Raw genomic sequence first — 25,907 nt, 5'->3', positions numbered from 1 at the left:
TTCCCCTTGCCCGCGAACGCGAGCGCATGGGTTTGGCCACTGGTTCCTGCCTATTGAGGGATCGCTTAGACAAAGCATTGCTGGCCGCTGGGCAGCCATACCCCACCAAGCGGATCGGCGTTGAATTCCAACCGCCGTCGTGTATCCGTACCGCACCACAAAAAGGGTTGATCATGAAGAAAGTTTTTGCTGTCGCCGTCGTTACCGGTCTGCTCTCGCTCGCAGCCTGCAATTCCAGCCCGCGCGAGCAGGCGGCCGATAAGATCGAGTCGAACACTGAAGCCGTCGCCGATAACCTCGAAGACGCGGCCGACGCCACGGGCAACGAAGCAGCTGAAGCGAGCCTGGAGAACAAGGCCGACGCAGTGCGCGCCACAGGCCAGAATCAGGCGGAAGACATGCGCACCAACGATCCGGATACCAATCTTTCGAATGGCATCTAAGCGACTGAGCGCTTAGAGCTGCAGGCAGGTTGCTCCCAAGCGGCTTGCAAAATTAGGGCATTCGAGGCGACTCGGATGCCCTTCTTACGTCTTGGAGTAAGCGCCAGGGCTGATGGCAGCTGTAGTCCTCCGATGCACCATGCATGATCGAAAGGCTGCCCCCGAACGTGGCGACTTCACCGGCGCTTGGCGCTTCTTCCTTGGTTGGGGACAGGTTTGGCTGACGCTGTTGCGGAACGAGTCGCTCCGACAGCAACTGGTCAACTCCCCGCACTCGCGGGGCCAGATCCACGCGGTGAACCGGCTACGCAACGTGGATGCTTGGTACGCCGGGTAGAGGATCGATGCTAGCCAGAGGCAGTATCTCGCGCCGGCCGACCGCGTACGGATCTGGTGACGTGACCCCCGTTTTTCATCCAGCGGCAACCAGAGACCGACCGTTGTTGTCGCGCAGGAGCGCGGGTGAAGCAACGGGCGGGTTTAAACCCGCCCGTTGCTTTTCGAGTTCGGCGGCGAAGGCCGCTGGTGTGGCGTAGCCGAGCGAGGAGTGCGGCCGCTCAGTGTTGTAGTCGTCGACCCAGCGCGCGAGGATCGCGCGCGCCTGGCGGATGGTGAAGAACAGCGTCTCGTTCAGCAACTCGTCGCGCATGCGACCGTTGAAGCTCTCGACGAACCCGTTCTGCGTCGGCTTGCCCGGGGCGATATAGTGCCACTCGACGCCGGCATCGCCCGACCACGCGAGCACCGCGTTCGAGGTCAGTTCGGTCCCGTTGTCGCTGACGATCATCTTGGGCGCACCGCGCTCGGCGATCAGATTAGCGAGTTCGCGTACCACGCGCTTGCCCGAGATCGAGGTGTCGAGCACCGCCCGCAAGCACTCGCGTGTCACGTCGTCGACGATGTTGAGGATGCGGAACCGCCGCCCCGTGGCCATCTGGTCATGCACGAAGTCCAGGCTCCAGCGCTGGTTGGGCAGCGCCAGCACGGGGGCCGGCGCCCGCGCGCCGACAGCACGCTTGCGTCCCTTGCGACGACGCACCGTCAAACCCTCTTCGCGGTAGAGCCGCTGGGTCTTCTTGCGGTTGATCGTGATGCCGTCCCGGCGCAGCAGGATGTGCAGCCGCCGATAGCCGAACCGCCGGCGCTGCTGCGCCAGCTCACGCAATCGCGACCGCAGGTCGCCATCATCTCCCCGGCACGAGCGGTACCGCATGCTCTTGCGATCCGCTCCGACGACAGCACACGCCCGCCGCTCGCTCATCCCCAGCGCCGTCTGGAGATGCGCGACCGCTTCCCGCTTCGCGGCAGGCGTCACCATTTTTTGACAGCAGGTCCTTCAGACCCGCGTTGTCGAGCATCGTATCCGCCAGCAGCCGCTTGAGCCGGGCGTTCTCCTCCTCGAGCGCTCGCAGCCGCTTCGCGTCGGACACCTCCAGCCCTCCGAACTTGGCCTTCCACGCGTAATACGTCGCGCTCGACATCCCGTGCCGCCGGCACAGGTCCGTCACTACCGCGCCCGCCTCGGCCTCCTTCAGGATGCCGATGATCTGCTCTTCCGAAAACTGCTTCCGCTTCATCTGTCCGTCCCTTTCCGGGGTCGGACTCTAGCTCCAACTGGAGGAAAAACGGGGGTCACGTCACTGGCTACAGTGTCATCCGCGAGATATCTACGCCGGGCGGCAAATGGGGAGTTCAGGATTTGAGGTGACTTGCTGCCCCTATTCGTCCGCCAGCGCTACTCATCCGCGCGACGACCCAGAAGTCGTCTTTCGCAGCGCGTTTCTGGCTCCCCAACTTCGGCCATTCGTTCATTGCGATCTCCCGCCTTCAGGAGATACGCAGGCGTGCCAGCAGCTTCTCTACAGAGGGTGGTGATTGACCGCAGCCGCTCTTAATCAGGACAAGGCGAAACGGCCAATGCTAGCAGGTTGTCGGTCGGAGTTCGGGCGGTGCTCGCCCAAAATAACAGACCGGCGATGCTGATCGTGGCGCCCGCCAGACAGACGCCGTGCCACCCGGAGACGCTATAAACGTAGGTCGATGCCGCGGCTCCCGCTGCGCTTCCCAGCGAATAGAACACCATATAGACGGCGATCACGCGACCGGCAGCGTCCGGGTGTCTACCGACGATCAACGTCTGATTGGTGACATGGACGGCCTGTACTGCAAGGTCGAGAAGCACGATCCCGACGGCAAGCCACCAGAGCGAGAATGACAAAAGCGCGATCGGCGCCCATGACAGGCATAACAATGCCAGGGCGGTACCTGTGACGCGTTGCTCTGATCCCTTGTCGACCAGTTTGCCCGCGCCACGCGCGCCGAGCGTTCCGGCGATGCCGACCAGGCCGAACAGACCCACCTGAGTATTAGAAAGACGAAAGGGTGCGTCGGTCAGCGGGAATACCACCGCCGTCCAGAACGTGCTGAACGCTGCAAAAATGATGAAGGCGTAAACGGCACGACGTCTCAGCAGTCTATCGTCGAGAAAGAACCGCGGAAGGGAACGCAGAATCGATCCGTAACTCGCAGTTCCTGGCTGCCTAGGATCGCCGGGCAACGCTCGGCTCAGCGCCAGCGTCGTGACCAGGCTCACAAGTGCCGAGATTGCATAGACCGCACGCCAGCCTAGCAATTCGCTGACGCTGCCCGACACGGCGCGAGCAACGAGGATGCCGATCACGATGCCGCCGGTGACCTTGCCGACTGCCGCGCCGCGCCTTTCAGGCAGCGCGAGCGTTCCCGCGAACGCCACAAGCGTCTGCACCGTAACCGCCAATGCGCCGACGGCAGCAAGCGCGAACAGAAAAAGCCCTGGTGAATCGGACAGGGCAACGATTGCGAGAGCCAGGAACGACAATCCCGTCTGGCCGACGATCAGCGAACGACGGTTCAAAAGATCGCCGAGCGGCACGAGGAGAATTAGTCCTGCTGCGTAACCGAGTTGGGTCAGTGTAACCGCCAGTCCGAGGTTTGCAGGGCGCATTGCCAAGCTTTCACCGATCACGTTCAGCAAGGGCTGGACCGTATAAACGTTCGCAACCGCCAAGCCGGCCGCAATCGCCATGATGGTCGTAGTCTTGTCGGCTAACGGGAAACAGGTGTCTTGGGATGTATCTGATTGTTCGAAGGTCATAGTCTTATTATAAGACCACTCTCTGTGTATGGGTCCAGTTCGTAATCGGAACCACTTGAGGAACAGCCTTGGTCAAGCGCGTTAGTTTTATGCATGCACCATGCCCGGTCGCGCGTTCGCTGGACGCGATCGGCGACTGGTGGTCCCTCCTGATCATCCGCGATGCGATGGAAGGCATCCGGCGTTTCAGCGCGTTCCAATCGAGCCTGGGGATTGCGAAAGGGATGCTCGCTACCCGTCTGCGCGCACTGGTGGAGCGCGGCATCCTCGAGACGCAAGCGGTATCGGGCGGCAGTGCCTATCGCGAATACGTCCTGACGGCGAAGGGACAGGCTTTGCATATCGTCGTCGCCGCTTTGCGTCAGTGGGGCGAAGCAGAGCTCTACGGTCCAGCCGAGCGCCATTCGTTGCTGGTCGACGCGCAAGATAATGTGCCAGTAGAAACGTTGATCCTCCGCGCGGCAGACGGAAGGTCGCTGGGCTGGACGGACACGTGCGTCGTTAAATTACCTCAGACAGTGTCCGGCGGGTGAGCCAGGGCTTCCGACGAGACGGGATAGGAACGCGGCCTGCAGTGAGCGATCAGGATACACGTGTGTTCTTAGCCTTTTCCCACAAACGAACGGCGGTTGAGACCGATCAAGCAGTCCCGCGAGGGATGGCGTTTTGGAAATAGCTGGAATTAAGAGCCGCCGGTACATGTAATATGAACCATTCCGAAGGCTGGAACGATAATGCTTCATCATCTCTCAATTGCTGTGACCGGTTTGAAACGCTCTATGATTTTCTATGATGCGGCACTTACCCCACTTGGCTATGCCCGTGTTTTTACGGGAGATGAATCAGTAGTTATGGATATATCGGGCAAGGTGACAAACTATTACTCAATCTTGAGTCCCAAGTAAGCGTACCCGGTGAGGGGTTCCACTTGGCATTCTCCGCGTCCGAGCCGGAACATGTCGATCGATTTCACGCTGCCGCATTGCTGCACGGAGGATGCTGCGCCGGGCAGCCCGGGCCACGTCCTGATTATGGCAACAATTATTATGCGGCCTTTGCGTTCGATCCAGATGGATACCGGATTGAGGCGGTGGTTAACCGAGCGCCGTAACGCCGGCTTCCAACCCGGTACGAAATCGACGGGGGCGACGAGCGAATGGTCGTTTCCTGCTGATCTGGTTTTCTCGAAAACGAACCCGTAGCGGGACAGTCGCCCGGGCGATCCCGCTGAGAACCGTCCCGGGCACCCCCTTCCCAAAATGTGTTCCCGATTGCTGTTTCCCGAAATGGCCTCTCGGAGACGGAGAAACGGGAAAGATCGAGCTTAACGAATGGCCGTTGTCGGGAGCGCTGATTATCAGTCTGAGCGTCCGGGTGTGAGCGGAAGGCACCCTGCCCTACAGCTTCCAGCCAGACCCAGTTACGGTCATTCCCGCGACTTTACCCGCCCACCGACTTCGGCATTCGGACTTCGGACTTCGGACTTCGGACTTCGGACTTCGGACTTCGGACTTCGGACTTTCGTTCATTTCGCTTTTTACGGTCACAAAAGCTGTAAAATGGATGAAACGGCCTTTTGAGCCCGCGTTGGCGGCTGGCGCCAGAGAACGTGGTCAGAACGCGATCATTACTTTGCCGAGGTGTCCGGCGGCGGCGAAGTAGCGGATGGCGGCCGGCGCATCATCAAAGGCGAACGTCCGATCGACGACGGTTGTCATCCCGTTCGCGACCATCGCGTCGAGCAGGTCGACGAACATCGCGCGACTGCCGTTGGCGATGCCGCGGATCGTCACGTTCTTGAGGATGAGGGACAGGTAATTAGGGATCGCCGGCCCCTCGCCTGGCGACACGCCGATGACGATGATCCGCGCATTCGCCGCGGCCGCTGCGATCGAATGGCCCAGCGTATCGACGCCGCCGGTTTCGATCACGATGTCGGCCCCCTTGCCGTCCGTCTTGGCGATCATTTCCGCCGCCCAATCGGGGGACGTGCGGTAGTTGATCGTGATGTCCGCACCGAGCGCGCGCGCCGTGTAGAGTTTGGCATCGCGGGACGAGGTGATCGCGACCCGCGCGCCCCGCGCCTTGGCGATCTTCAGCGCCGCCAGCGAGACGCTGCCGGTACCGAGGCACAGGACGGTGTCGCCAGGCTTGACGTCGCAGATCTCGATCAGCGCGTTCCAGGCCGTCAGCGCTGCTGAGGCGAGCCCTGCGACATCCGCGTCGGCCAGCGCGTCCGGCACGCGGATCAAGGCCGCGGCGGGCAGGACGATACGCTCGGCCAGCCAGCCGTCGTGCGTGATGCCGATATCGTGCGCAAACACGTCCGCGCGGAACGCACCGTCCAGCCAGTTCGCGAAATGGCCGCAGACGACACGGTCGCCGACCGCAATCTCGGTCACGCCCTCTCCGATCGCGACGACCTCGCCGACGCCTTCGGACATCGGAATGCGGGTCTCCGACTGGCGAGGACCGTAGGTGCCGCGTAACAACTGAACGTCACGGCTGATCAAGCCGACGAGGCGCGGTGCGACCAGCGCTTCGCCGGGGCCCGCGACGGGTTCGGGGCGGGTCGCCGCGACGAGGGCGTCGATGCCGTCCTGGGCGCCGATATGATAGGCTTTCATCGAAGTCTCCTGCGTTAATTGATGCGCGACCGGTACTTCAGTCGAACGCCCGTGGACCGGGCTTGAAGGCGTGGCGGCTTGCGCGGGACGCAAGCACCAGGGCGAGCAGCGTCGGCACTAGGACGGCCCAAGCGAGCGACCCTGCACCCAGATGATCGAGCAGCACGCCGCCGACGATCCCTCCCGCGGCGATCGCACCGTTCCATACCGTCGTCAGCATCGCATTCGCCAGATCGACGCCCTCTCCGGCGGCATCGGCAAGCGCGGTCTGAAGCTGAGTCGCGGCGCCGCCGAACGACAGCCCCCACAGAATCGTTACAACGATCGTCACCTCCGGGATTGCCGCGAACAGCCCGAAGGCCAAAGAAACTGCTGCGAACACCGTCAGGCTGACGAGCACGAGCGGCCGCAACGCCCGATCGATCAGCACGCCCGTGATCCAGATTCCGACCAGCGCGGCAAGTCCGAACCCGAGGAGCACGAGGTCGAGCCTGCCTTGCACGCCCGACAGCGCAACGATCGGGGCGATATAGGTATAGAGGATATTGTGCGCGGTGATCCACGCGAACAGCGTGACCAAGACGGTCCGTACGCCGGGTGTGCGGAACACGCGCGCGATCGACAATCGCTGCTCGGTAGAGTGTCCGGGGAAATCCGGCACCTGCCACAGCACCCAGCCGATCAGGCCGAGCGTGGTGATCGACATGAGCCCGAACGCCATCCGCCAGCCAAGCGTCGTGCCCAGCATCGCCCCGAGGGGCACGCCGATCGACAGCGCCAGCGGCGTCCCGACCATCGCGATCGCGAGCGCCTTGCCCCGCAGCGGCGCGACGACCATCCGCCGGGCATATCCCGCGATGATCCCCCAACCGAGGCCCGCGGCGACCCCGCCCATGAACCGCGCGACCAGCGTCAGCGCATAGGACGTCGATACGGCGGTCACGCAGTTGAAGATCAGGAAGCCGAAAATCGCGACCAGCAACGTCGGTTTGCGGCGCCACTCTTGCGTGCACAGCGTCAGCGGGATCGCCGCGAGCAGGGAGCCGACGGCATAGACCGTGATCGTCTGCCCGGCGAGCGACTCCGACACGTCCAGCCCCGCTGCCATGTGCGGCAACAACCCGGCAGGAAGCGTCTCGGTCAGGATCGCGGTGAAGCCGGTCATCGCCAGCGCTAGCAGCGCGGAGATCGGCAGCGTCTCGCTCGCGCCGGCTTCGGTCGGAATCGATTTTGGACGCACGCAACACTCACTTCTGGATCGACTGGTCCAGTGCATTCGAGGACCGAAGACCGCTTGTCAACGAATAATGGATTGATTAATCCACAATGTCAGGAGCGGAGAATTATGGCACGGAGCGGACGACCGCGTGGGTTCGACCGGGATGCGGCGCTGGACAGCGCGATGCATCTGTTCTGGGAGCACGGGTATGAGGGCGCATCGCTCCTCACGCTGCGTCGGGCGATGGGCGACATCTCGTCGGCGAGTTTCTATGCCGCATTCGGTTCGAAGGAGGCGCTGTATCGCGAAACGCTGGCGCGGTATCTGGACCGGCATGGCAGCATCGTCGACGCGCTCGACGACGAACGATTGCCGCCGCGTGCACGGCTGGAACAGGCATTGATGGCGTCGGTCGCGGTACAGACCGACCTTGCGCATCCCACCGGTTGCATGGTCACGTTGTCCGGAATGATCTCATCCGAGGCAAGCGAGCCGATCCGGGCGCTGACCCGATCCGAGCGCGATGTTACCCGGAAGGCGCTACATCGGTGTATTACTGCCGGCGTGAGCACGGGCGATCTCGACTCCGCCACAGATGTCACAGGGTTGGTCGCGCTGTACGACGGACTCGTCCTGGGTATTTCGATACAAGCGCGAGACGCGGTGCCCGCAAACGCCATACGATCAGGGATCAAGCACGCAATGGCGGCGTGGGACGACAGCCCCCGCAGTTCACGCACCTGACTTGGCTTCTTCCATCGTGGTCTTTCTGCTTGGACCCAGAAGACGACATTCAGCGGTGGTTGCGCGCTCCCCAACTTCGGACATCCTTTCATGTCCGCTGGACGCTTGGACGAGCGGCCCTAGAATGAGAAGAAGTAGGACGAAGCCGTCGTTCGTACTCGCACCGCTGAACGTCTGTTTGCGACGGAAGCATATTTTCCACCTTTGCCCCGGCATGTCCCGACAATTAGCAAGATTGACCGAACGGCCGCCGCTTTGGTTTCCGACGATCGTGATCCTGATACCGAATGGTGCGATAGTGACGCGCGGCCAGACCGGTAGAGCACTCACCCGTGCATGCTCCAGCCTTCATCAGACGGCTTCTAGTCTAACGCACGATCCCGGCGCGCGCCCGCCGGCTTTGTTCGGCAGGAGCGAACTCGTGACTGCAGACGGGGTCGTTCCCGCTGGAATTTGAGCCTCTACACTGTCCGTCGAACAGCGTGATCGTTCGCCCGCCTACCCATATTTGCGCGCGCTTGTCCTGCGAGACATCGATCCGTCCGTCGCGGCCGATGCACGAACCCTGCGCAGCGACGTAGCGATCGGCCGCCCGGCCGCTAGTGAAAAGCCACTGCCCGACCGAGGCATTGAGGCTGCCGCAGACCGGGTCCTCGATCAGCGCGCCGTGCGCGTCGCTGAAGATCGCACGAATCTCGAATGCGGCGTCGCAACCGGTGGGGTGCGGACCGACGATGCCGATATCGATGCGGCGGGAGTGATGCCGCGCGTGATCGACCGCGAGCACCTCAGCGGCGGAGGCAAGCATCACCGCGATCCACCCGGGACCGTTGTCGACCCACTGTGCATCGACGATCGTGGTCCGTTCGATCCGCAGCAGTTCGGCCACTTCCGCGATCTCCGCCTCAGTCGGCGTTCCGCTGCGGATCAACGGCGGTGCGGCAAACGCGAGCCGATCGCCGTCACGTTTGACCTCGACGAGTCCGACGCCACATTCCTGCACCACCACGCCGTCGCGTTTCGGAATGCCCCCGGCCTCCAGCCACGCATGACACGTCCCGAGTGTCGGATGTCCGGCAAACGGCAATTCGCGCGCAAGCGTGAAGATGCGGACACGGTAGTCCGCCAGCGCATCGGTCGGTGGCAGCAGGAAGGTGGTTTCCGAAAGATTGAGCCAGCGCGTGATCCGCTGCATCTCGTCCGTGGAAAGCCCGTCCGCATCGGCGATGACCGCGAGCGGATTGCCGGTGAACGGATCGGTGCCGAACACGTCGACGAGCTTGAAGAGTCTGGTCATGAGCGGTTCTCCGATGCGTGGTGGGCTTGCCAGGCCTGCGACAGCAGCGGCGCGTCAACCGCGCGGACCGCACCGTCGACCGCCTCGCGCCAACAGGTAGTGGCTTCGACTGCCCTGGTCACTTCGCGGAGACTGCCGCCGGAACCGCCGCATGCTGCCGTCGCCGCACGACCGATACGATCCAGCGCGCGCCGCGCCGACGCCAGCGTGGTCGCTGACACATCGGCACGCGCCACCGTGACTGAGTAGCGGGCGGGACCGATTTTCACCTCTTGCGCCATGCCCGGCGTGGACAGCGCGGCAAGGACCGATGCAACGAGAACGATAGTCTTCATGATAGCCTCCTGTGCGATGACCGATGCCGAATTGCGGCTGGCGCTGACAGAGACGGAAGCATACGATCGGGCTAAACTGTATTGGGCTAGAGAACGGTACGATGGCGACGAACATGCAGGACACGCGAACCGGACAGGTCATGCACGTCATCCGCGATCGGATCGAGCGGCGTACGCTGACGCCCGGCGCACGCCTACCTTCTGTTCGGGCAATGGCCGAGACGATCGGGTTCTCCAAATCAACGGTGGTCGAGGCGTATGATCGGCTGGCCGCGGATGGCACGATCCGGTCACGGCCGGGTTCGGGCTTCTACGTCGCCTCGCCGCTCGCCCCGCTCGCGCTCGACCGGCTGGGTAGCGCGGTCGAGCGCGAGGTCGATCCGTTGTGGATGCTGCGCCAGTCGCTTGCCAATCAGTCGTCGAGCGGAGGTGCCAACCGACTGATGCCAGGATGCGGCTGGCTGCCCAACGACTGGCTTGCGGGCGATGCGATCCGCAAGGGGCTGCGTGCCGCCGCACGGGATACGGACGATGGCGCGCTGGCCGGCTATGCCTCGCCGCAGGGATCGCTCCCGTTGCGTGCGCTGCTGGCCCGACGGCTTGCCGCGCAGGGCATCGACGCCGCGCCTGGCCAGATCCTCCTGACCGACAGCAGCACGCATTCGCTAGATCTCGTCTGCCGCTTCCTACTTGAACCCGGCGACACCGTGCTGGTCGACGATCCGTGCTACTTCAACTTCCTCGCTCTGCTCCGCGCTCACCGGGTCAAGGTGGTTGGCGTCCCGATGACGCCGATGGGGCCGGACTTAGCGGCGTTCGCAGCCGCGCTGACAGAGCACCGCCCGCGCTTTTACCTCACCAATTCCGCTATCCAAAACCCGACCGGCGCTACGCTGGCGGCGGCGACCGCGCACAAGCTGTTGAAGCTCGCAGAAGCACATGATCTGGTCGTCGTCGAGGACGACATCTTCGCCGATTTCGAACACACTGTCGCGCCACGGCTCGCTGCATTCGACGGGCTCGACCGCGTGATCCGCATCGGCAGCTTTTCGAAGTCACTCTCCGCCGCCGTACGCTGCGGGCATATCGTCGCCCGCCCCGACTGGATCGAGGCGCTTGCCGATCTGCGGATCGCGACATCGATGTCGGGCAATCCGCTGTCGGCCAACCTGCTCCACGCCGTCCTGACCGACGGCAGTTATCGCCGACATGTCGAGACCGTCCGCGCCCGACTGGCGCGCGCAATGGCACGGACGGTGAAGCGTCTGCGCGCGGTCGGGATCGAACCGTGGATCGAGCCCGACGCGGGGATTTTCCTCTGGGCACGGCTGCCGGACGGAATGGACGCGGTCGCGCTCGCTCGCGCCGCGCTGGCGGAAGGCATCGTGCTCGCGCCTGGCAACGTGTTCAGCACCAGTGGCGCGTGGAGCGACTACCTTCGTTTCAACGTGTCGATGTGTGACGATGAAGCGCTGTTTGCGTTTCTGGCGAAGGCGTGACGCTTTCCCACCCAAAGGCTAGGGAAATTACTGTTTACTCATGGGCAGCAGACTGCCGACAATGTGATTGACGAATACCCGCACCTTGATCGCGACGGTGGCATCTCGGTTAGTCTTCCTGATGACACAGATGCGGACGTCCAGCACTACCAGAGCGCTCCGCAGAACCTGCTATCGGTTCATCTCGGTTGCCTGACCGATCTTAGCATCGCAGCGCTGCCAAAAGGTGCGGTGCGGTACCCCGTTGGCGGCCTCATAAGCCAGGATCTCGAGATGGCCGCTCTTCGGTGAAGCCAAGCAACATTGTGCAAGCGAGGTCTCGGGCATTCGGTGCTAGCGCTTTGTCGGGCAGTTCGCCCGCAGTCCAGAACGACAGCACCCCACGAAAGGCGAACGCCAATTGCCCCGGCAAGCAACGTAGCGCCTGATCCCGCCGAGCTGGCATTAACCCTTCTCCCGCGCCGAGCGCCAGCGTCCAGAGGGCCGTCGAGCGCGCCCAGACCTGTCCGGGCGAAGAACTGGCGGTGCCAATCCAGCCCATGACCGCACGGTTGATCGCCGGTTCCTCTAGCATCACCGCCGCCGCCGTATCGATCGCCAGCATTACCCGCGCGGCCGTGTCCACCAGCGTCGGCGCGGCGGCGAAGCGTATCTCCATTGTATCGATCCGACGCGTGGAGAGCGTATGCATGATCGCCGCCTTGCTCCCGAACTGATTGAACGGGGTCGCAAAGCTGACCCCGGCCTCCGAGGCGAGGTCGCGCATTGAGAAGTCAGCTTTGCCGTCGCGGAGCAGCCGTTCGGCCGCGTCGATCACGCGCTGACGAAGCGGCTCCCTTCTTAGACCGGTCGATAAAGGTTCGATCTTGCTGTCTGCCATGTCACTATCTGTATCATGATATAAGTACTCTAGTAGGATGGAGTTTAGCTATGACGACCAACATTTCTAAGACCTTCCTCGTCACCGGCGTCAGCTCCGGCTTGGGTCGAGCATTCGCCGAAGGCGCGCTGGACGCCGGCCATCGGGTGATTGGCACAGTGCGCCGGGCTGCCGACGCCGAAGCCTTTGCCGCACTCGCACCCGACCGCGCTCATCCGCTGGTGCTCGACGTGACCGACTTCGACGCCATTCCGGCAGCTGTGGCGAACGCCGAACGGCAAGTAGACGCTATTGACGTGCTGGTGAATAATGCCGGGTATGGCCATGAGGTGTGCTGGAGGAATCCTCCATTGACGATCTACAGCGGCAGTTCTCGGCGAACGTGTTGGGTCCGGTGGCGATAATTAAGGCGGTGCTACCCGGGATGCGCGAGAGGCGTCGCGGGCATATCATCAACGTCACGTCGATGGGCGGCTTCATCACCATGCCGGGAATCACCTTCTACTGCGGCAACAAGTTCGCCCTGGAAGGCATCTCGGAAGCGCTCGGCAAGGAACTGGCGGGTTTCGGGATACGGGTGACGGCGCTCGCTCCGGGCCAGTTCCGCACCGATTGGGACGGACGGTCCATGGATCGCACGCCACGCGCCATTGCCGACTATGACGCCGTCATGGACCCGATCCGCGCCGCCAGGCAGGCCAAGAGCGGCAACCAGCCCGGCGACCCCAAAAAGGCTGCGCAGGCATTGCTCACGCTGATTGAGACAGAGAGCCCACCAGTCCGGCTGTTCCTCGGCGACGACGCACTGGGGTTAGTCGAGCCGAAGCTGGAGGCAATGAAGGTCGAACTCGGCAGCTGGGATACGCTCTCGCGCTCGACGAACTTTGGGTCTAATTGAGAACGTATCGGTCGAGCAATAGTATAGCCGGCTGAGCTTTGCTACCCGGCACCTTCGACCCATAAGTCGCCGTTCGGGCGCCCTTCCCCGCCTCCCAACTTCGGACGCTGGTTCATATTTGTAAATGACCGATTTTTAAGCCTGGCTATCCGCTCGCAAATGTCGTGATGGGGAAGGAAAGCGGACATTGACCAACAGCGTGGCGCTTCCGATACCCGCAGCATGATCTGGAAAGTTCTTTCACTATTGCCGCTTCTTGGAGGCTGCGGCCTCGCCCATCAGCCGGAGAGCTTAAAGACAGTTGCTGCCTATGAAGTTCCGCTGCCCACGGGCAAGGATAAGGCCAACTTTTTGGCGCTGCTCAAAGCAGAGGCGCAGACGCAAGGTTTTCATGTTGACGCATCTACGACTGGCGCAATGGAAGCGCAGTCTGAAGTGTCACCGATTACATTCAATGCGGCCGTATGGCGGGGCGACGATGAAGAGGTGATCGCCTCCGCAATGGATTTTCAAGATCATCCCGGTCGGGTTTGGATTACGTTTTCTATCGGAGAAAATCCATCTCGTTCCGCGCGGTTCAGAGGGTCGCTCATCGGCAAGACAAAGAAGATTTGGCCTGAGACGGCATCGCTGCCGATAATGCCAAATGGCGGCATTCCGCTGACGGATGACCTTATCCGGACACCTTCTGGCTATACCGTTAAGCCAGCCGCTGCATCGAGGTACGATGATGAACCCAGATAGCTAGTCCCTGTCCGCTATTGGGCGGAAGCGGAATGGCTGAATGAGAAGTATAGTGGAACGACCGCTTTGAAGCGATGGGTCGAGTAAGCGGACATTCGCTGTCGCGCCTTGGTACGTCCGCTACGCGCCCTAATTTCGGTCCTTGAGCGCTAGCGCACTGAACGAAGAAGCTGCCATTTTGGGCTATGTAAAAGCAGCTTTCTCACCTCGATGCGCCCTAGCAGAGCGACCGTAATACAAGCTTAATTATCTTGTCGTTACGGTAGCAAAATGAATACGCCTTCGTCCTCTCATGCGTCGCAGCCCGCTCGGCTTTGGCATGACTGGCTGGACGCACTAATTGCCTGGACGACCGCGCTCTCTCGCGTCCAGGCATTGACCCTGACGGCCACAGCCGTTGTTGTCGTCGGGTTCGCCGATAGCGCGTCCGGGAATGCCCTGTGGTTCGGCCCGATCTACCTGCTGATCGTCTGCATTCCCGCCTGGACCTTAGGGTGGCGCGAGGCCGCGTTGACCAGCGCCGCCTGCGTGGCGGTATCCCTCGCTGCGAACGGATTGGAGGCTTATCCGCTCGGTCAAACTGCGATTGCTTGGAACATGGCCATGCGGATCCTGGCGGTGACGATCATCATCGTACTGATGTCCGGCACGCGCCGCTCGCACGATCGCGAATGGAATCGCGCACGGAGCGATCCCCTGACCGGGCTCGTCAACGAGCAGGCCTTCTTTGACAACGCCGGTGCGGCCGCGAGGCATCGGGCTTGGGGCGTACTCGCTTATGTCGACCTCGACGACTTCAAGCAGATCAACGACCGCGACGGCCATGCCGCGGGGGACGAAGCACTTCGGGCCTTCGCGAACGGGGTCCGTGATTTGATTCGATTGAGCGACGTGTTCGCCCGGATCGGGGGCGACGAATTCCTGTTGTTCTTGCCGGTGGATACAGAAGCTGAAGGCTACCGTCGCGCCAAGACACTGCATCTGCAAATGAACTGCATGCAGACGCCGTTCGCGCTGAGCTGCAGCATGGGCGCCCTGATGTTGAACCTTAGCAAAACCGGTGTCAACAAAGCTCACGTCGGAGTTGCCGATCAATTGATGTATCAGGCAAAAAACGAGGGCGGCGCCATCTGGATTCGTACTCTCGACGCGCGGGAAGGCGACGACTGGACTGCTCTCGCCACAGCTCGGGCTCAGTGCGACATGGTGAGCCTTATCCCAGTCTCGACTGTCCTGCACTGACGTCCGACCTGAATGTCAATTTGCCCGCGGATGACTTTGAGCGTGAGCGGGCCTGCCACATCTGCCGGGAAATAACATGGAAAGCCTGCTTTAAAAGCGACCCCTTTCACGACATGTGGCCGTTCCCGATGCTTAGGCTCTTGCTTGAACTCCTGGCCGACCAACATGAACACATGGCAGGTTTCGGCATGCCCGGAGCGGCTTGAACGTCGTGTTTTGGGCGGGGAACTGCCCGGCAGCTCGGAGCTGGCGAGACCCATACTCGGACATTCACAACCCGTTTTCCGTTCCCCAACTTCGGCCATTTGTTCATCTTTGCTGCAAAGCCGAAATCAGCTCTTCAAGCCCTAGTCACATCATATTTTTTCAGAGCCAAGGGTGTTTAGGGATATGCCGATTTGAACCAGGACCTTGCGACGACGTTTGCGGATTTCGATGTCTTGAAAGCACATCCGGATATCAGTCGCTTCCTGCGCTGGATTGCCGACAAGACTGCGGATCTTCACGCCCCCACTCGCCGTGCCGAGATCCGCTGATTGCATCGGCCTCGACGATGGATCGTCATCGTCAACGGACTTTTATGGCGGCGGCACTTAACGATCGGATGACCGTTCCTCCAGCGACCCGAATAGCAGGACGCTTTCCATGACCGATGATCCGCGCACCAGCCACCCGACCAGCTTTCCCGGCGAACCGCAGCAGCCGCGCCCCGGGCTTGTCGCCAACATGACGACCAAACCCGACCACGGCGAAGAAAGCTATGTCGGCAAGGGCTTGCTGCGAGGGAAGGTCGCGCTGATCACCGGTGGTGATTCCGGCATCGGCAAGGCCATCGCCATCGCTTACGCGCGTGAAGGCGCGGACATCGCAATCTCGTACCTCGCCGTCGAGCAAGAGGATGCCGAAGATACACGCGCCTGGGTCGAAAAGGCAGGACGGCGATGCGTATTGCTGCCGGGCGACATTCGCGACCGCGATCACTGCGTCACGCTGGTGGAGCGCACCGTCAGTGACCTTGGCGGGATCGATATACTGGTCAACAACGCCGCCGCCCAGACGATGAACGAGGATCTGGACAGCATCGACGATGACGAGATGCAGGGCGCGTTTTCCGCCAATGTGTTCGCGATGATCCGCCTCGCCAAGGCTGCGGCGCCGCACATGAAGCCAGGGTCGGCGATCGTGAACACCACCAGCGAGCAGGCCAAGGTCGCGACCAAGAGCATGATCGTCTACGCCGCAACCAAGGGTGCGATATCCAGCCTGACCGTGGGGCTGTCCAACCTGCTCGTCGGCAAGGGCATCCGGGTCAACGCGGTGGCGCCCGGCCCGATCTGGACGCCGATCCAGCCGATCGCGAAATCGCCGGAGGAACTGGAGAAGCTCGGTCAGGATACGCCTCTGGGACGCGCGGGTCAGCCTGGCGAGCTCGCGCCGGCCTATGTTTTGCTGGCGTCGTCGGAGGGAAGCTACATGACCGGCGCGGTGATTGCGGTCACTGGTGGCGTGCCGATCAACTGACGAACGGACGGGCGCCCCGGCGCCCGTCCATCGATACGGCTAGGAGTTCGCCACCTCGACGCGACGCGCCGCGCGCGCATGCTCTTTCGTGAAATCGCCGACACCGCGGTCAGTGTGGCACAGCCTGTCCCAATGGCGGAAATACAGGCCGTAGTTGCAGCCATAGAGTTCGTGGTGCCGCTGATGATGGCTGGCCGTGATCAGCCATCCTCCCAGCGGGCCCGACCACATGAAACGCGGGAAGATCTCCCATCCCATGTGGTTCGTGACCCCCATCACCGTCATGATCGTGAGCACGATACCGAGGCCGGCGATATGGATCGGAACGAAGAACACCAGCAACGGAATGACCACCGCGCCGGTCAACGCCTCAATCGGGTGAAACGCCATCGCGGCCCAGGCCGTCGGCGGGCGGCTGGCATGATGCAGCGCGTGCGCCAGCTTGAACGGTTTGGGACGATGCATCCAGCGGTGCGTCCAGTAGAACCATGCGTCATGCAGCAGCAGATAGAGGAAAACCGAGACCGGCAGGTACCAGAGCGGATAAGCGTGGATGTCGGAGTACACCTGCGTCCAGCCATGATGCTGCCATCCCCAAGCGACCACGCCGGCCGGGATCCCGTAAAGCGCTGCGGACGCCAGGCTCCAGATGATTTCGCGGCGGACCTGCGGGTCCAGCCCAAGGTACAGCCCCGGATGCTTGCGGACCGTGATCCACGCGAACGCGCCTGATACGAGGAGATAGCGAACGCCGACGATGACGGTCATCGCGACGGCGGAGAGGATGATGGCGAGCGTCATGCTTGATCCTCGACGACTCTGCGATCGGCGGCTCGCACGGCAAGCGCACGGCGACGCGACGGAAGCCCCCACCACGGCGTTCCCGGCGAGAGATGATGCTCGTGATGATACCCGCCGAAGTGGAAGCAGGTCAGCAGCGACAAGACCGGGCCCACATCGATGCTGTGCGCGAGGTGTGAATCGGCAAGGGGGTCTCGCGTTCCCGGTGCGGCAACCACGTCCCGAAGACGAACAACTGTGCCACCGCGCCCAAGGCCGGCAGAGCCCAGAAGATGACGATGTTGCCGAGCGGTGCCCCGAGCAGCAGCGTATAGATCAGCGCCACCACGGTGATCCGGATGATCTGCCCGTGCGAATAATAGGTCTTGAAGAACTGTAGGAACCAGCCGCCGAGACTTGGGTCCCCACCGTGAAAATCGGGATCCCCCGCCCTTCCCGTTTCCTTGTGATGCAGATGATGCTGCGGCAACAGTGATGCATAGGACAGGCAGGCATAGAGCGACAGGCAGGTAGCACCGATCGCGCGGTTCAGGCGCGGCCGATCGGGTGCCAGCGCACCGTGCATCGAGATCATGCGCGACGATGAACAGTCCGGTACTCAGCCAAGTCTGTACGATGACCATCCCGATGGCCAAGAGAATTGTATCCGCGCTCCACCGCCAGAAGAAGATGCCGGTTACGTGGATCGCCAGCCACGCCACGACGATCGCGGCGGACAGCGACACGCCGACACGCGTCTGGTGCCTCAGGGCCTCCGCTTGGCGAACCGTCCCGCTCACTTCTTCGCGTCTGCCGAGACGAGGTTTCCCGCTTTGTCGGGACGTACCGCACGCCGCTGCGGATCGGCGTTCGCGCGCAACTGCGCCTTCAGCACCGACGGCTTGCGCGCGAACAGGAAGCCGTGGCTGACGGTACCGTCCTTGCCCTCGACCGCGTGGTGCAGGCGGTGCGCTTGCAGCAGGCGCTTGAAATACCCCTGCTTGGGTACCCAGCGAAAGCCGCCGCGCTGATGCACGAGCAGGTCGTGCACGAAGGCATAGATGCCGCCGTACACCGTAATGCCAAGCGCTGCCCACCACAGCGGTTCCCACCAGAGCCCAACGACGAACAACACGATCGGCACGATCGCGAAGACGATTGCGTAGAGGTCGTTCTTTTCGAACCAGCCGTCATGATCTTCGTGATGCGACTTGTGCCAGCCCCAGCCCCAGCCGTGCATGACATAGCGGTGCGCTGCCCACGCGAAGCACTCCATGAACAACACCATGAAGACGACGATCGCGAGTTTCTCGAACCAGGTCACTGTGCTCGATCGCACGAAATGACGATGGCCGGGTGCAACGAATTCAACATGATGCCTACATAACGGTTACCGGCGTTCGATGCGAGGGCGCCCCGCCACAAAATCTCGGGTTGGTGACGACTGCGGCCGGCTTTTGGTCGTCGCCGTTTGCAGAACGCTGTCATGGGCCTTCGCGACGAGACGTGCCGGTAAAAGCCCATCACCCTGGCACCGGAGGGTGACGAGCCGCGTTCGACCGCGATGATCGCCCGAGTCTTACGCGCCGACCACCGGGACACTCCCTCCTGGCTGTTGATCGCAGCCATGCTGATGAGTTTTCTCGCGGCCCAATATCATCACCGCTTCACGGTGGATCCGATCCGCGCGGCCCCCGCGATCGCATCATTGATGGCACTCGGCAGCGCGCTGGCGTTCGGCAGGTACACTGCGCGACCGCGGCTTGCGGCCGGCGCGACCGCGTTTCTTCAGATGACGCTGTTTACGCTGCTCGGCGTCGTGCTGGCGTATGCGTTGGCGGCGAATGCCGGACAATTGTGGGACGCGCGGCTGGCCGCCGCCGACCGTGCAATCGGCTTCGACTGGCCGGTTGTGCTCGCCTTGCTGGACACATGCCCTCCTGTAATCTGGCTACTTGGATTGGCGTATCACAGCCTCACCTTGCAGATGATCGTCGTCATCGTCGCGTTGAGCGGCATGGGGAAATTCGACACGCTGAGGATAATGGTCTGCGCGGCGATCCTGTCCGGTTTCGTCACCATATTGATCTCAGGCCTTACCCCGGCGATGGGCAACCTGTTCGACCCATCCCGCTACGCGCATCTCTGGCCATCGATAGCCTGGCTGGAACAGGGGCTGATATCCGGGCTTCGCGACGGATCCCGACGCGTGCTCGACCTCTCCATGCTCATGGGGATCGTCAGCTTTCCCAGTTTCCACGCGACGCTCGCCGCCATCTTCATCTGGGCATTCGGCGCGATGCCGCGGGTTGCCCTGCCGGGCCGGGCATGGGCCATACTGACGATCGTCGCGACGCCGGTCTTCGGCGGCCACTATGGGGTGGACGTCATCATGGGGCTTGTCCTCGCACCGCCTGCCGTCCTTGCAGCCCGCCACCTCACGCGGCAAAGGCAGTTGTTCCATCGGGTGGAGTCAGCCCTGCCGGCCTGACGTCGGTCTCACGGCCGAGCGCCGCGTCGACCATCGCCGCAGCCTCAGCTGCGCCGCCTGCCGCCGCCATATCCGTCGCCATCCTCCGTGCCGCACGACGGTATTCCGGATCGCTCAACACCAGCCGCAACGCCGGTTCGAGACCTCCCTTGCCCGCTTCGGCAGCCGAGACGACGCGGGCAGCCCCGATCCGCTTCAGACGCGCCGCCGTCGCCGGTTGTTCGAATGCCAGCGGCACGGCGACGATCGGAACACCGGCCGCCAGCGCGTCCAGCACCGTATTGAACCCGCCATGCAAAATCGCGGCAGAACATAGGGGCAGGATGCGGGTCTGCGACCAGAATGCCCTCACCAACGGGTTTCCCGGTAGCGAATGGGCTTCGCGGTCGCTCAGCCCGCCGCCATGCGCCACCACCGCACGGGCACCCACCGCGGAACAGGCCGCCGTCATCGCCGCGAACAGCGATCGGCGCGCACCCTGCAACGACCCCAGCGAACAAAATATGAGCGGTCGACCGTCGTCGTCCGGCAGGTTTTCTTCTGGCTCGTCTCGTCGCCAAGGCCCGCCGTATCGAAAGCTCTCCGGCAAGGCCAAGCGCGGAAAGTCCAGGCCTTCGGGGCATTGCGCGATCTGCAATCGTTCGGACCATTGATATCGGGGGTCGGGATCGAGCCCCCAACGCCGTGCATACGTCGCGACCATCGTCGTGATCGGCCGCATCAACAGGTCGCTGACTGCATACCCGCCATTGTTGCGATTCCGCCCCACCGCATCGGCACGATACGCCCACCCGAGAAAGGGTGGTGGTACCGTCGGCTCCCTTAGCAAGGGCAATCCGGTAACGGCGGTTACGAACGGCAGCCGGAGATGCCGTGCCACCAGTGCTCCGGCTGGCTCGACCGAGTCGGCGACGATGGCATCGACCCCCAGCCTGGACAGCGCCGTCGGGAGAGCCCTCAGAAGCAGTTCCGTCATCGATGCGGTGCCGCGGATCATCCGCGGTAGTCCGATAGGCCCCGATGGCTGCGCCAGCTTGCGGTAATACTCCGCCAGCAAGCCCTGGCCGTCGGCGGGGTGATCGAGCGCCGCAAACCCAACGCCACAGTCGGGCACGAGCGACACGACCTCGGCCAAGTGGAGTATCGTGACCCTATGTCCCGTTTCGACGAGCGATGTTCCCAATGCTGCTAGCGGATTGATGTGGCCCGCCGTTGGCGGCGCGATGATGGCAATATGCCGCCTTTTGACCGTCAATGCCGTGGAGCTTTCCGTCGCCGTCGTATTCGATCGGTTACTATCAGCATGCGAGGGAAGAGCGATAGCGCAATAATTCGGAGGTAGTACCGCCTCACCAATGACCGCGACCGGCGAATTCTAACATGGAGGTTTGATGCGAGCGAAGCCGACCGGCGCCTTGACTTCCAAGCGTGTAACGGGCCCGGAGCTGGTTAAGGATCGGTCCGAAGCACCAAGACGATCGATATAGCTTCGCTTCCGGTAGCGATACGCGGTAAATCACCCGAGCATACCGCTGAACTATCGGCCGTTGCTAAAATACGGGCTCGGGCGTTCGTAACCGCATGAACGCCAACCCGCTATCGATCCGAGACCAGACCAAGAGTAGCATCGTAAGGCAGGTACGGACCCTGTTTAATGATCGGGCACGCGGCGAGGAGCCGGTGACGCGCAGCGACGATGCGCTGTTTCCGACCGACTCGATAATCTGGCGCGTGCACGGCGATGTTGTCAGCATGATGGTAGGCGGCGTCACCGCGCTGCTGCTTCAGATGCTGCATCCTGCAGTTCTGGCAGGCGTCTGGGACCATTCGAACTTCCGAACCGACATGCTCGGCCGGCTGCGGCGCACTGCCCGGTTCATCGCTGCGACCACCTATGGTGAGCGGACCGAGGCCGAGGCAGCGATAGCGCGAGTCCGCGCGGTGCACGCGCACATCGGCGGCACGCTTCCTGACGGTACGTCCTACCGGGCCGACGACCCAAACTTACTGGCGTGGGTCCACATATCCGAGGCGTGGTCCTTCCTTGCTGCCTGGCAACACTATGGGGATCGTCCCCTCACACCCGCGCAGGAGGATCTTTATTATGCCCAGTTTGCCACCATAGGCGCCGCACTGGGTGCCGACGCTCTCCCGCGGAACCGTGCAAGCACACATCAGGCGCTTCGCACCATGCAGCCGGTACTGGTCGCAGACGGTCGCACGCGCGAGGTGGCGCAGTTGGTCCTTGCTCAGACACCGAGCAACCCTCTGGCGATACCGCTGCAACGGATCGTCGCGCAGGCGGCGGTGGACCTTCTCCCGAACTGGGCACGTCGGGTGCATTGTCTGAAGGCTTCGCCGATATTTATGAAACCGGTCGTCCGGTCCGGTGCACGACAAATGGCGAAAACGTTGCGCTGGGCCTTCGACGGGACTTGAATCCGAATACCCGGATGTGGACGTTTCTAAAGCGCATGGTGGTCGTGCGGTTGGGGTCATTGGCCCGCGGGCGAAGGGCAAGGTCTGGGCGAGCCGGATTATCGCGAGCCGCGCATCGAAGTATTGCAATGGCCTGGCGGAATTACGGCGGCCGACCTGCCCCTCCCAATCCTGACCGAGCTACCAGATAACGATATTCGTGCAGTATGTCAGCCGAGATAGCAAACTCATTGATCCAGATTGAGATGGCCAGGATCGCTGGAACATTGCCCATCCGTGCCGGTTCGGTTTGTAGCGGTGGGTTGAACGCGCCGCAGGCCCCAGGAGAATGTCATGACAAAGCTTCTTACGCTCGCAGCAATGATCGCACTGCCTGCCGTCGCGGCGGTCGCGCAGGCCCCCGCCGCCTCGACCTATGTAATGAAGGCGGGTGCCGGCGATCAGTATGAAATCCAGTCCAGCCGTTTGCTGCTCACCTCGACCAAGAACGCCAAGCTGCGTTCGTTCGCATCGATGATGGTCACCGATCACACCAAGTCGACCGCGGATGTGAAGGCGGCTGCAATGCGCGCTGGCCTGCACCCTGCGCCGCCCAAGCTCGATGCTATGGGCACGAAGAACGTCGCGGCCTTGCGCGCAGCCACCGGGACTGCGCGCGACCGGTTGTATGTCGAACAGCAGAAGTCTGCGCATCAGCGCGCGCTGACACTGCACCAGACCTATGCACAATCCGGAACGGCGGCGCCGCTCAAGACGGTCGCGGCCTCGATTGCGCCGGTCGTGCAGACCCACATCACCGAGCTGTCCACGATGTGACCGACGCGCGATGGCCGGCGATTGCACCTGCGCGCCGGCCATCGCTGCACCAGGACCTGGCGCCGCGCGCATCGACAGGAGATCAGACATGAACGATACCAACCCACATAGCGACGACGCGCCGCCAACCACGTGGAAACGCGGCGATTCTCTCGGGGCGGCTGCTATGTCAGAGCGCAAGGACGATGCGATCGTCGCGCGTGCGGTCACTATCAACCGGCCCGTTGCCGAGGTGTTCACCTATTTTCGCGACTTTGCCAATCTGCCGACGTTCATGGAGAACGTCGAACGGATCGACATTCTGAACGACACGCGGTCGCACTGGGTCGTGAAGGCACCCGCCGGCAAGACAGTCGAATGGGACGCGGTCGTGACCGAAGAGGCACAGGACAGATTGATCGCCTGGACGTCCGAGCCTGGTGCCGATGTCGCGAACAGCGGCCGGGTGGAGTTTCGTGATGCCGGCGCGCGGGGTACGGTCGTCACCGCGACCATTGCCTATGATCCGCCCGGCGGAATCGTCGGCAAGCTGATCGCCAAGATGTTTCAGCGCGAACCCGCAATCCAGGCGCGCCGCGACCTGCGCCGCTTCAAGCAATTGATGGAAACCGGCGAGATCGCGACCGCCGCGATGAACCGCAAGCAGCATGAAGAGGAACTCGCCTGATGCGCGCTCTGGCATGGCACGGCAAGCACGACGTCCGCGTCGACACCGTCGACGATCCCGAAATCGTCAATCCGCGTGATTGCATCATCAAGGTCACCGCGACCGCGATCTGTGGCTCCGATCTGCATCTGTACGACGGCTATATCCCGACGATGCAGGCAGGCGACATCCTCGGCCACGAGTTCATGGGCGAAGTCGTCGAGGTCGGCGCCAAGTCGACGCTGACGAAGGGCCAGAAGGTCGTCGTCCCGTTCACGATCGCGTGCGGCAGCTGTTATCACTGCGGCAAACATCAATATTCGGCGTGCGACAACGGCCTCCCCGCCGACAATCAGGATATCGCGCAGGAACTCTACGGCCAGCCGATGTCGGGTTTGTTCGGCTACAGCCACATGACCGGCGGCTATGCGGGCGGTCAGGCGGAATATGTCCGCGTGCCGTTCAGCGACGTCGGGCCGATCGTCATTCCCGACGGGGTCGACGACGAGAAGGTGCTGTTCCTATCCGACATCCTGCCGACCGGCTGGATGGCGGCGGAGAATGCGCAGATCGAGCCCGGCGACACCGTCGCGGTCTGGGGCTGCGGTCCGGTCGGGCTGTTCGCGGTGCAGTCGGCGTTCCTAATGGGCGCCGAGCGCGTCATCGCGATCGACCATTTCCCGCACCGCCTCGAGCTTGCGAAGAAGTTCGGCGCCGAGACCATCAACTACGAGGAAAGCGCGGTCTACGAAGCGCTGATGGTGATGACCGGCGGGATCGGTCCCGATGCGGTGATCGACAGCGTCGGCCTGGAGGCACACGGCTTCTTCGTCGACAACGTGCTCGACCAGATCAAGGCCTCGACCTTCCTCGGCACCGATCGCGCGCATTCTATCCGCCAGGCGATCATCGCCTGTCGCAAGGGCGGGCGCGTATCGATGCCGGCGGTCTATGGCGGGTTCATCGACAAGTTCCCGCTCGGTGCGCTGATGGAGAAGGGACTGACGCTCAAGACAGGCCAGACGCACGTCCAGCATTACATGCCCGCGCTGCTCAACGCGATCATGGAGGGCAAGATCGACACGACCTTCCTGATCTCGCACCGGATGGACCTGGAGGACGCGCCCAAGGGCTATGACATGTTCAAGAACAACCAGAACGAAGTGACCAAGGTCGTGCTTAAACCTGGGTTCAACTGACTTTGCTCCCCTCCCTGAAAGGGAGGGGCTGGGGGTGGGTTGGCTCGTAGGTAAATCGCAGCCCTCACCCCGAACCGACCCACCCCTGCCCCTCCCTTCCAGGGAGGGGTGAAGAAGGAACATGACATGGCCGATAAATTCGCGATCATCACCGGGGCCTCGACGGGCATCGGTTTCGAACTTGCCACGCTCGCGGCGAAGGACGGCTACGACATCCTGGTCGTCGCCAACGAAGCGCTGATCCAGTCCGCTGCCGCCGACTTCAAGCAGTTCGGCACCGACGTGACGGCGGTCGAGGCGGATCTGTCGACGATCGAGGGCGTCGATGCGCTGCTTGCCGCGACCAACGGGCGGAAGGTCGACGTGCTGTGCGCCAATGCCGGACACGGTCTCGGCCACGGTTTCCTTGACCAGACAGTCGACGACTGGCGCAACGTGATCGACACCAACATCACGGGCACGCTGTACCTTCTTCAGAAGGTGATGCCGGCGATGGTCGCGCGTAATGACGGCAAGGTGCTCGTGACGGGATCGGTTGCGGGCTACATTCCCGGTGCGTTCCAGGCGGTCTACAATGGCTCGAAGGCGTTTATCGACAGCTTCACCGAGGCACTGCGCAACGAAATCAAGGAGGCGGACGGCGTCACGCTGACGACGCTGATGCCGGGGCCGGTCGACACCGAGTTCTTCGATCGTGCCGACATGAACGACACGTCAGTGGGCACAGATCCGAACAAGCGGGATCCGGCCGATGTCGCCAAAGACGGCTGGGATGCGCTGATGAGCGGGAAGGCGTCGGTCTTTTCGGGCTTCATGACGAAGGTCCAGGGTGTGCTCGCCAACGTCATCCCCGGTTCGGTGCTCGCAGAACAGCATCGGAAGATGGCTGAGCCCGGCAGCGCCAAGGACTGATCGGCGGGCTGCCAGACGGTTTTACAATGCTCGGGGTGCCCA

The 25,907-nt window shown here is 62.5% G+C and carries 29 protein-coding genes; 17 read left to right on the top strand and 12 right to left on the bottom strand.

From position 1 onward, the window contains the following. Positions 1–173 precede the first annotated feature (173 nt). Positions 174–443, top strand: a complete 270-nt coding sequence (locus QP164_RS03660) for a hypothetical protein (RefSeq protein ID WP_121884093.1) — start codon at positions 174–176, stop codon at positions 441–443. Positions 444–855: 412 nt separating this feature from the next. Here QP164_RS03660 and QP164_RS03655 read toward each other — a convergent pair. Together QP164_RS03655 and QP164_RS03650 are read right to left on the bottom strand one after the other, a co-directional pair. Next, a protein-coding gene (locus QP164_RS03655; RefSeq protein WP_333922098.1) for an IS3 family transposase occupies positions 856–2,020 on the bottom strand; the annotation gives its coding sequence in 2 pieces (ribosomal slippage) (positions 856–1,765 and positions 1,764–2,020; 1,167 coding nt in all). A 314-nt stretch (positions 2,021–2,334) separates the two neighbouring features. Further along, the gene (locus QP164_RS03650) at positions 2,335–3,576 is read right to left on the bottom strand and encodes an MFS transporter (RefSeq protein ID WP_333922171.1); all 1,242 of its coding nucleotides are present in this window, start codon (positions 3,574–3,576) and stop codon (positions 2,335–2,337) included. 68 nt (positions 3,577–3,644) lie between these two features. Here QP164_RS03650 and QP164_RS03645 point away from each other — a divergent pair, with 68 nt between their 5' ends. Together QP164_RS03645 and QP164_RS19745 are read left to right on the top strand one after the other, a co-directional pair. Further along, a complete protein-coding gene (locus QP164_RS03645) occupies positions 3,645–4,109 on the top strand; it encodes a winged helix-turn-helix transcriptional regulator (protein ID WP_333922170.1) in 465 nt (154 codons plus the stop codon). 395 nt (positions 4,110–4,504) lie between these two features. Then, entirely contained in the window at positions 4,505–4,687 is a 183-nt protein-coding gene (locus QP164_RS19745) for a hypothetical protein (protein ID WP_443027417.1), read from the top strand. Positions 4,688–5,189: 502 nt separating this feature from the next. Here the strand turns inward: QP164_RS19745 and QP164_RS03635 are convergent. Further along, positions 5,190–6,203, bottom strand: coding sequence for a zinc-dependent alcohol dehydrogenase family protein (locus tag QP164_RS03635; protein WP_333922168.1), 1,014 nt, complete (start codon positions 6,201–6,203; stop codon positions 5,190–5,192). Between the two features lie 37 nt (positions 6,204–6,240). Further along, a complete protein-coding gene (locus QP164_RS03630; protein ID WP_333922167.1) occupies positions 6,241–7,443 on the bottom strand; it encodes an MFS transporter in 1,203 nt (400 codons plus the stop codon). A 105-nt stretch (positions 7,444–7,548) separates the two neighbouring features. Here QP164_RS03630 and QP164_RS03625 point away from each other — a divergent pair, with 105 nt between their 5' ends. Continuing rightward, the gene (locus tag QP164_RS03625; RefSeq protein WP_333922166.1) at positions 7,549–8,166 is read left to right on the top strand and encodes a TetR/AcrR family transcriptional regulator; all 618 of its coding nucleotides are present in this window, start codon (positions 7,549–7,551) and stop codon (positions 8,164–8,166) included. A gap of 367 nt (positions 8,167–8,533) precedes the next feature. On the opposite strand, the gene QP164_RS03620 is transcribed toward QP164_RS03625, so the two are convergent. Together QP164_RS03620 and QP164_RS03615 are read right to left on the bottom strand one after the other, a co-directional pair. Then, positions 8,534–9,463 carry a PhzF family phenazine biosynthesis protein gene (locus QP164_RS03620; RefSeq protein ID WP_333922165.1) on the bottom strand — a complete coding sequence of 310 codons (930 nt, stop codon included), beginning with the start codon at positions 9,461–9,463 and terminating at the stop codon, positions 8,534–8,536. Continuing rightward, positions 9,460–9,798 (bottom strand): UrcA family protein, encoded by a 339-nt coding sequence (locus tag QP164_RS03615; RefSeq protein ID WP_333922164.1) that lies wholly within the window; start codon positions 9,796–9,798, stop codon positions 9,460–9,462. The genes QP164_RS03620 and QP164_RS03615 overlap by 4 nt, the downstream gene beginning before the upstream one ends. Before the next feature lie 101 nt (positions 9,799–9,899). On the opposite strand from QP164_RS03615, the gene QP164_RS03610 reads away from it, so the two are divergent. Further along, the gene (locus tag QP164_RS03610) at positions 9,900–11,297 is read left to right on the top strand and encodes an aminotransferase-like domain-containing protein (protein WP_333922163.1); all 1,398 of its coding nucleotides are present in this window, start codon (positions 9,900–9,902) and stop codon (positions 11,295–11,297) included. A 253-nt stretch (positions 11,298–11,550) separates the two neighbouring features. Here the strand turns inward: QP164_RS03610 and QP164_RS03605 are convergent, their stop codons facing one another. After that, the gene (locus tag QP164_RS03605; protein ID WP_333922162.1) at positions 11,551–12,114 is read right to left on the bottom strand and encodes a TetR/AcrR family transcriptional regulator; all 564 of its coding nucleotides are present in this window, start codon (positions 12,112–12,114) and stop codon (positions 11,551–11,553) included. A gap of 113 nt (positions 12,115–12,227) precedes the next feature. Between QP164_RS03605 and QP164_RS03600 the strand changes: the two genes are divergently transcribed. The 6 genes from QP164_RS03600 (at position 12,228) to QP164_RS03575 (ending at position 16,582) form a co-directional block, all read left to right on the top strand. After that, on the top strand, positions 12,228–12,581 hold the full coding sequence (locus tag QP164_RS03600) for an SDR family NAD(P)-dependent oxidoreductase (protein WP_333922161.1): 354 nt from the start codon (positions 12,228–12,230) through the stop codon (positions 12,579–12,581). Beyond that, positions 12,509–13,075, top strand: coding sequence for an SDR family NAD(P)-dependent oxidoreductase (locus QP164_RS03595; RefSeq protein ID WP_333922160.1), 567 nt, complete (start codon positions 12,509–12,511; stop codon positions 13,073–13,075). Before QP164_RS03600 ends, QP164_RS03595 begins: the two co-directional genes overlap by 73 nt. Positions 13,076–13,297: 222 nt before the next feature. Further along, positions 13,298–13,819: a hypothetical protein gene (locus QP164_RS03590; protein ID WP_333922159.1), complete on the top strand. Its 522-nt coding sequence runs from the start codon at positions 13,298–13,300 to the stop codon at positions 13,817–13,819. 270 nt (positions 13,820–14,089) lie between these two features. Further along, a complete protein-coding gene (locus QP164_RS03585; protein ID WP_333922158.1) occupies positions 14,090–15,061 on the top strand; it encodes a GGDEF domain-containing protein in 972 nt (323 codons plus the stop codon). Positions 15,062–15,459: 398 nt separating this feature from the next. Then, positions 15,460–15,597 carry a hypothetical protein gene (locus QP164_RS03580; RefSeq protein WP_277982691.1) on the top strand — a complete coding sequence of 46 codons (138 nt, stop codon included), beginning with the start codon at positions 15,460–15,462 and terminating at the stop codon, positions 15,595–15,597. Positions 15,598–15,706: 109 nt separating this feature from the next. Further along, entirely contained in the window at positions 15,707–16,582 is an 876-nt protein-coding gene (locus tag QP164_RS03575; protein ID WP_333922157.1) for an SDR family oxidoreductase, read from the top strand. Between the two features lie 39 nt (positions 16,583–16,621). On the opposite strand, the gene QP164_RS03570 is transcribed toward QP164_RS03575, so the two are convergent. The 4 genes from QP164_RS03570 to QP164_RS03555 all read right to left on the bottom strand — a co-directional run bounded on the left by QP164_RS03570 (position 16,622) and on the right by QP164_RS03555 (position 18,686). Beyond that, positions 16,622–17,383, bottom strand: coding sequence for a sterol desaturase family protein (locus tag QP164_RS03570; RefSeq protein ID WP_333922156.1), 762 nt, complete (start codon positions 17,381–17,383; stop codon positions 16,622–16,624). After that, a complete protein-coding gene (locus tag QP164_RS03565; RefSeq protein WP_333922155.1) occupies positions 17,380–17,538 on the bottom strand; it encodes a fatty acid desaturase in 159 nt (52 codons plus the stop codon). The genes QP164_RS03570 and QP164_RS03565 overlap by 4 nt, the downstream gene beginning before the upstream one ends. Then, positions 17,514–17,957: a hypothetical protein gene (locus QP164_RS03560; protein ID WP_333922154.1), complete on the bottom strand. Its 444-nt coding sequence runs from the start codon at positions 17,955–17,957 to the stop codon at positions 17,514–17,516. The genes QP164_RS03565 and QP164_RS03560 overlap by 25 nt, the downstream gene beginning before the upstream one ends. Before the next feature lie 201 nt (positions 17,958–18,158). After that, positions 18,159–18,686 carry a sterol desaturase family protein gene (locus QP164_RS03555; protein ID WP_333922153.1) on the bottom strand — a complete coding sequence of 176 codons (528 nt, stop codon included), beginning with the start codon at positions 18,684–18,686 and terminating at the stop codon, positions 18,159–18,161. Positions 18,687–18,995: 309 nt separating this feature from the next. Between QP164_RS03555 and QP164_RS03550 the strand changes: the two genes are divergently transcribed. Further along, the gene (locus QP164_RS03550) at positions 18,996–19,853 is read left to right on the top strand and encodes a phosphatase PAP2 family protein (protein ID WP_333922152.1); all 858 of its coding nucleotides are present in this window, start codon (positions 18,996–18,998) and stop codon (positions 19,851–19,853) included. On the opposite strand, the gene QP164_RS03545 is transcribed toward QP164_RS03550, so the two are convergent. Then, positions 19,801–20,988, bottom strand: coding sequence for a glycosyltransferase (locus QP164_RS03545; RefSeq protein ID WP_333922151.1), 1,188 nt, complete (start codon positions 20,986–20,988; stop codon positions 19,801–19,803). The two genes, QP164_RS03550 and QP164_RS03545, sit on opposite strands and share 53 nt — an antisense overlap. Before the next feature lie 446 nt (positions 20,989–21,434). Here QP164_RS03545 and QP164_RS03540 point away from each other — a divergent pair, with 446 nt between their 5' ends. The 5 genes from QP164_RS03540 to QP164_RS03520 all read left to right on the top strand — a co-directional run bounded on the left by QP164_RS03540 (position 21,435) and on the right by QP164_RS03520 (position 25,865). Continuing rightward, a complete protein-coding gene (locus QP164_RS03540) occupies positions 21,435–22,292 on the top strand; it encodes an oxygenase MpaB family protein (RefSeq protein WP_333922150.1) in 858 nt (285 codons plus the stop codon). 333 nt (positions 22,293–22,625) lie between these two features. Next, the gene (locus tag QP164_RS03535) at positions 22,626–23,108 is read left to right on the top strand and encodes a DUF4142 domain-containing protein (RefSeq protein WP_333922149.1); all 483 of its coding nucleotides are present in this window, start codon (positions 22,626–22,628) and stop codon (positions 23,106–23,108) included. A 166-nt stretch (positions 23,109–23,274) separates the two neighbouring features. Next, positions 23,275–23,775: an SRPBCC family protein gene (locus QP164_RS03530; protein ID WP_443027471.1), complete on the top strand. Its 501-nt coding sequence runs from the start codon at positions 23,275–23,277 to the stop codon at positions 23,773–23,775. Continuing rightward, the gene (locus tag QP164_RS03525; RefSeq protein ID WP_333922147.1) at positions 23,775–24,953 is read left to right on the top strand and encodes a zinc-dependent alcohol dehydrogenase; all 1,179 of its coding nucleotides are present in this window, start codon (positions 23,775–23,777) and stop codon (positions 24,951–24,953) included. Before QP164_RS03530 ends, QP164_RS03525 begins: the two co-directional genes overlap by 1 nt. A 126-nt stretch (positions 24,954–25,079) precedes the next feature. After that, positions 25,080–25,865, top strand: coding sequence for an SDR family NAD(P)-dependent oxidoreductase (locus tag QP164_RS03520; protein WP_333922146.1), 786 nt, complete (start codon positions 25,080–25,082; stop codon positions 25,863–25,865). Positions 25,866–25,907: the final 42 nt, after the last annotated feature.

The sequence above is a fragment of the Sphingomonas sp. LR59 genome, assembly GCF_036855945.1.
Lineage (GTDB): Bacteria > Pseudomonadota > Alphaproteobacteria > Sphingomonadales > Sphingomonadaceae > Sphingomonas.
The sequence above is the reverse complement of the archived record's forward strand: the minus strand, read 5'-3'. Positions and strand labels throughout refer to the sequence as shown.

Excerpts from the sequence above, each read along its gene's own strand:
- QP164_RS03660 (WP_121884093.1), top strand. The coding sequence starts at position 174 with ATGAAGAAAGTTTTTGCTGTCGCCGTCGTTACCGGTCTGCTCTCGCTC.
- QP164_RS03650 (WP_333922171.1), bottom strand. The coding sequence starts at position 3,576 with ATGACCTTCGAACAATCAGATACATCCCAAGACACCTGTTTCCCGTTA.
- QP164_RS03635 (WP_333922168.1), bottom strand. The coding sequence starts at position 6,203 with ATGAAAGCCTATCATATCGGCGCCCAGGACGGCATCGACGCCCTCGTC.
- QP164_RS03625 (WP_333922166.1), top strand. The coding sequence starts at position 7,549 with ATGGCACGGAGCGGACGACCGCGTGGGTTCGACCGGGATGCGGCGCTG.
- QP164_RS03620 (WP_333922165.1), bottom strand. The coding sequence starts at position 9,463 with ATGACCAGACTCTTCAAGCTCGTCGACGTGTTCGGCACCGATCCGTTC.
- QP164_RS03615 (WP_333922164.1), bottom strand. The coding sequence starts at position 9,798 with ATGAAGACTATCGTTCTCGTTGCATCGGTCCTTGCCGCGCTGTCCACG.
- QP164_RS03610 (WP_333922163.1), top strand. The coding sequence starts at position 9,900 with ATGGCGACGAACATGCAGGACACGCGAACCGGACAGGTCATGCACGTC.
- QP164_RS03600 (WP_333922161.1), top strand. The coding sequence starts at position 12,228 with ATGACGACCAACATTTCTAAGACCTTCCTCGTCACCGGCGTCAGCTCC.
- QP164_RS03590 (WP_333922159.1), top strand. The coding sequence starts at position 13,298 with ATGATCTGGAAAGTTCTTTCACTATTGCCGCTTCTTGGAGGCTGCGGC.
- QP164_RS03585 (WP_333922158.1), top strand. The coding sequence starts at position 14,090 with ATGAATACGCCTTCGTCCTCTCATGCGTCGCAGCCCGCTCGGCTTTGG.
- QP164_RS03575 (WP_333922157.1), top strand. The coding sequence starts at position 15,707 with ATGACCGATGATCCGCGCACCAGCCACCCGACCAGCTTTCCCGGCGAA.
- QP164_RS03570 (WP_333922156.1), bottom strand. The coding sequence starts at position 17,383 with ATGACGCTCGCCATCATCCTCTCCGCCGTCGCGATGACCGTCATCGTC.
- QP164_RS03560 (WP_333922154.1), bottom strand. The coding sequence starts at position 17,957 with ATGATCTCGATGCACGGTGCGCTGGCACCCGATCGGCCGCGCCTGAAC.
- QP164_RS03550 (WP_333922152.1), top strand. The coding sequence starts at position 18,996 with ATGAGTTTTCTCGCGGCCCAATATCATCACCGCTTCACGGTGGATCCG.
- QP164_RS03540 (WP_333922150.1), top strand. The coding sequence starts at position 21,435 with ATGAACGCCAACCCGCTATCGATCCGAGACCAGACCAAGAGTAGCATC.
- QP164_RS03535 (WP_333922149.1), top strand. The coding sequence starts at position 22,626 with ATGACAAAGCTTCTTACGCTCGCAGCAATGATCGCACTGCCTGCCGTC.
- QP164_RS03530 (WP_443027471.1), top strand. The coding sequence starts at position 23,275 with ATGTCAGAGCGCAAGGACGATGCGATCGTCGCGCGTGCGGTCACTATC.
- QP164_RS03525 (WP_333922147.1), top strand. The coding sequence starts at position 23,775 with ATGCGCGCTCTGGCATGGCACGGCAAGCACGACGTCCGCGTCGACACC.
- QP164_RS03520 (WP_333922146.1), top strand. The coding sequence starts at position 25,080 with ATGGCCGATAAATTCGCGATCATCACCGGGGCCTCGACGGGCATCGGT.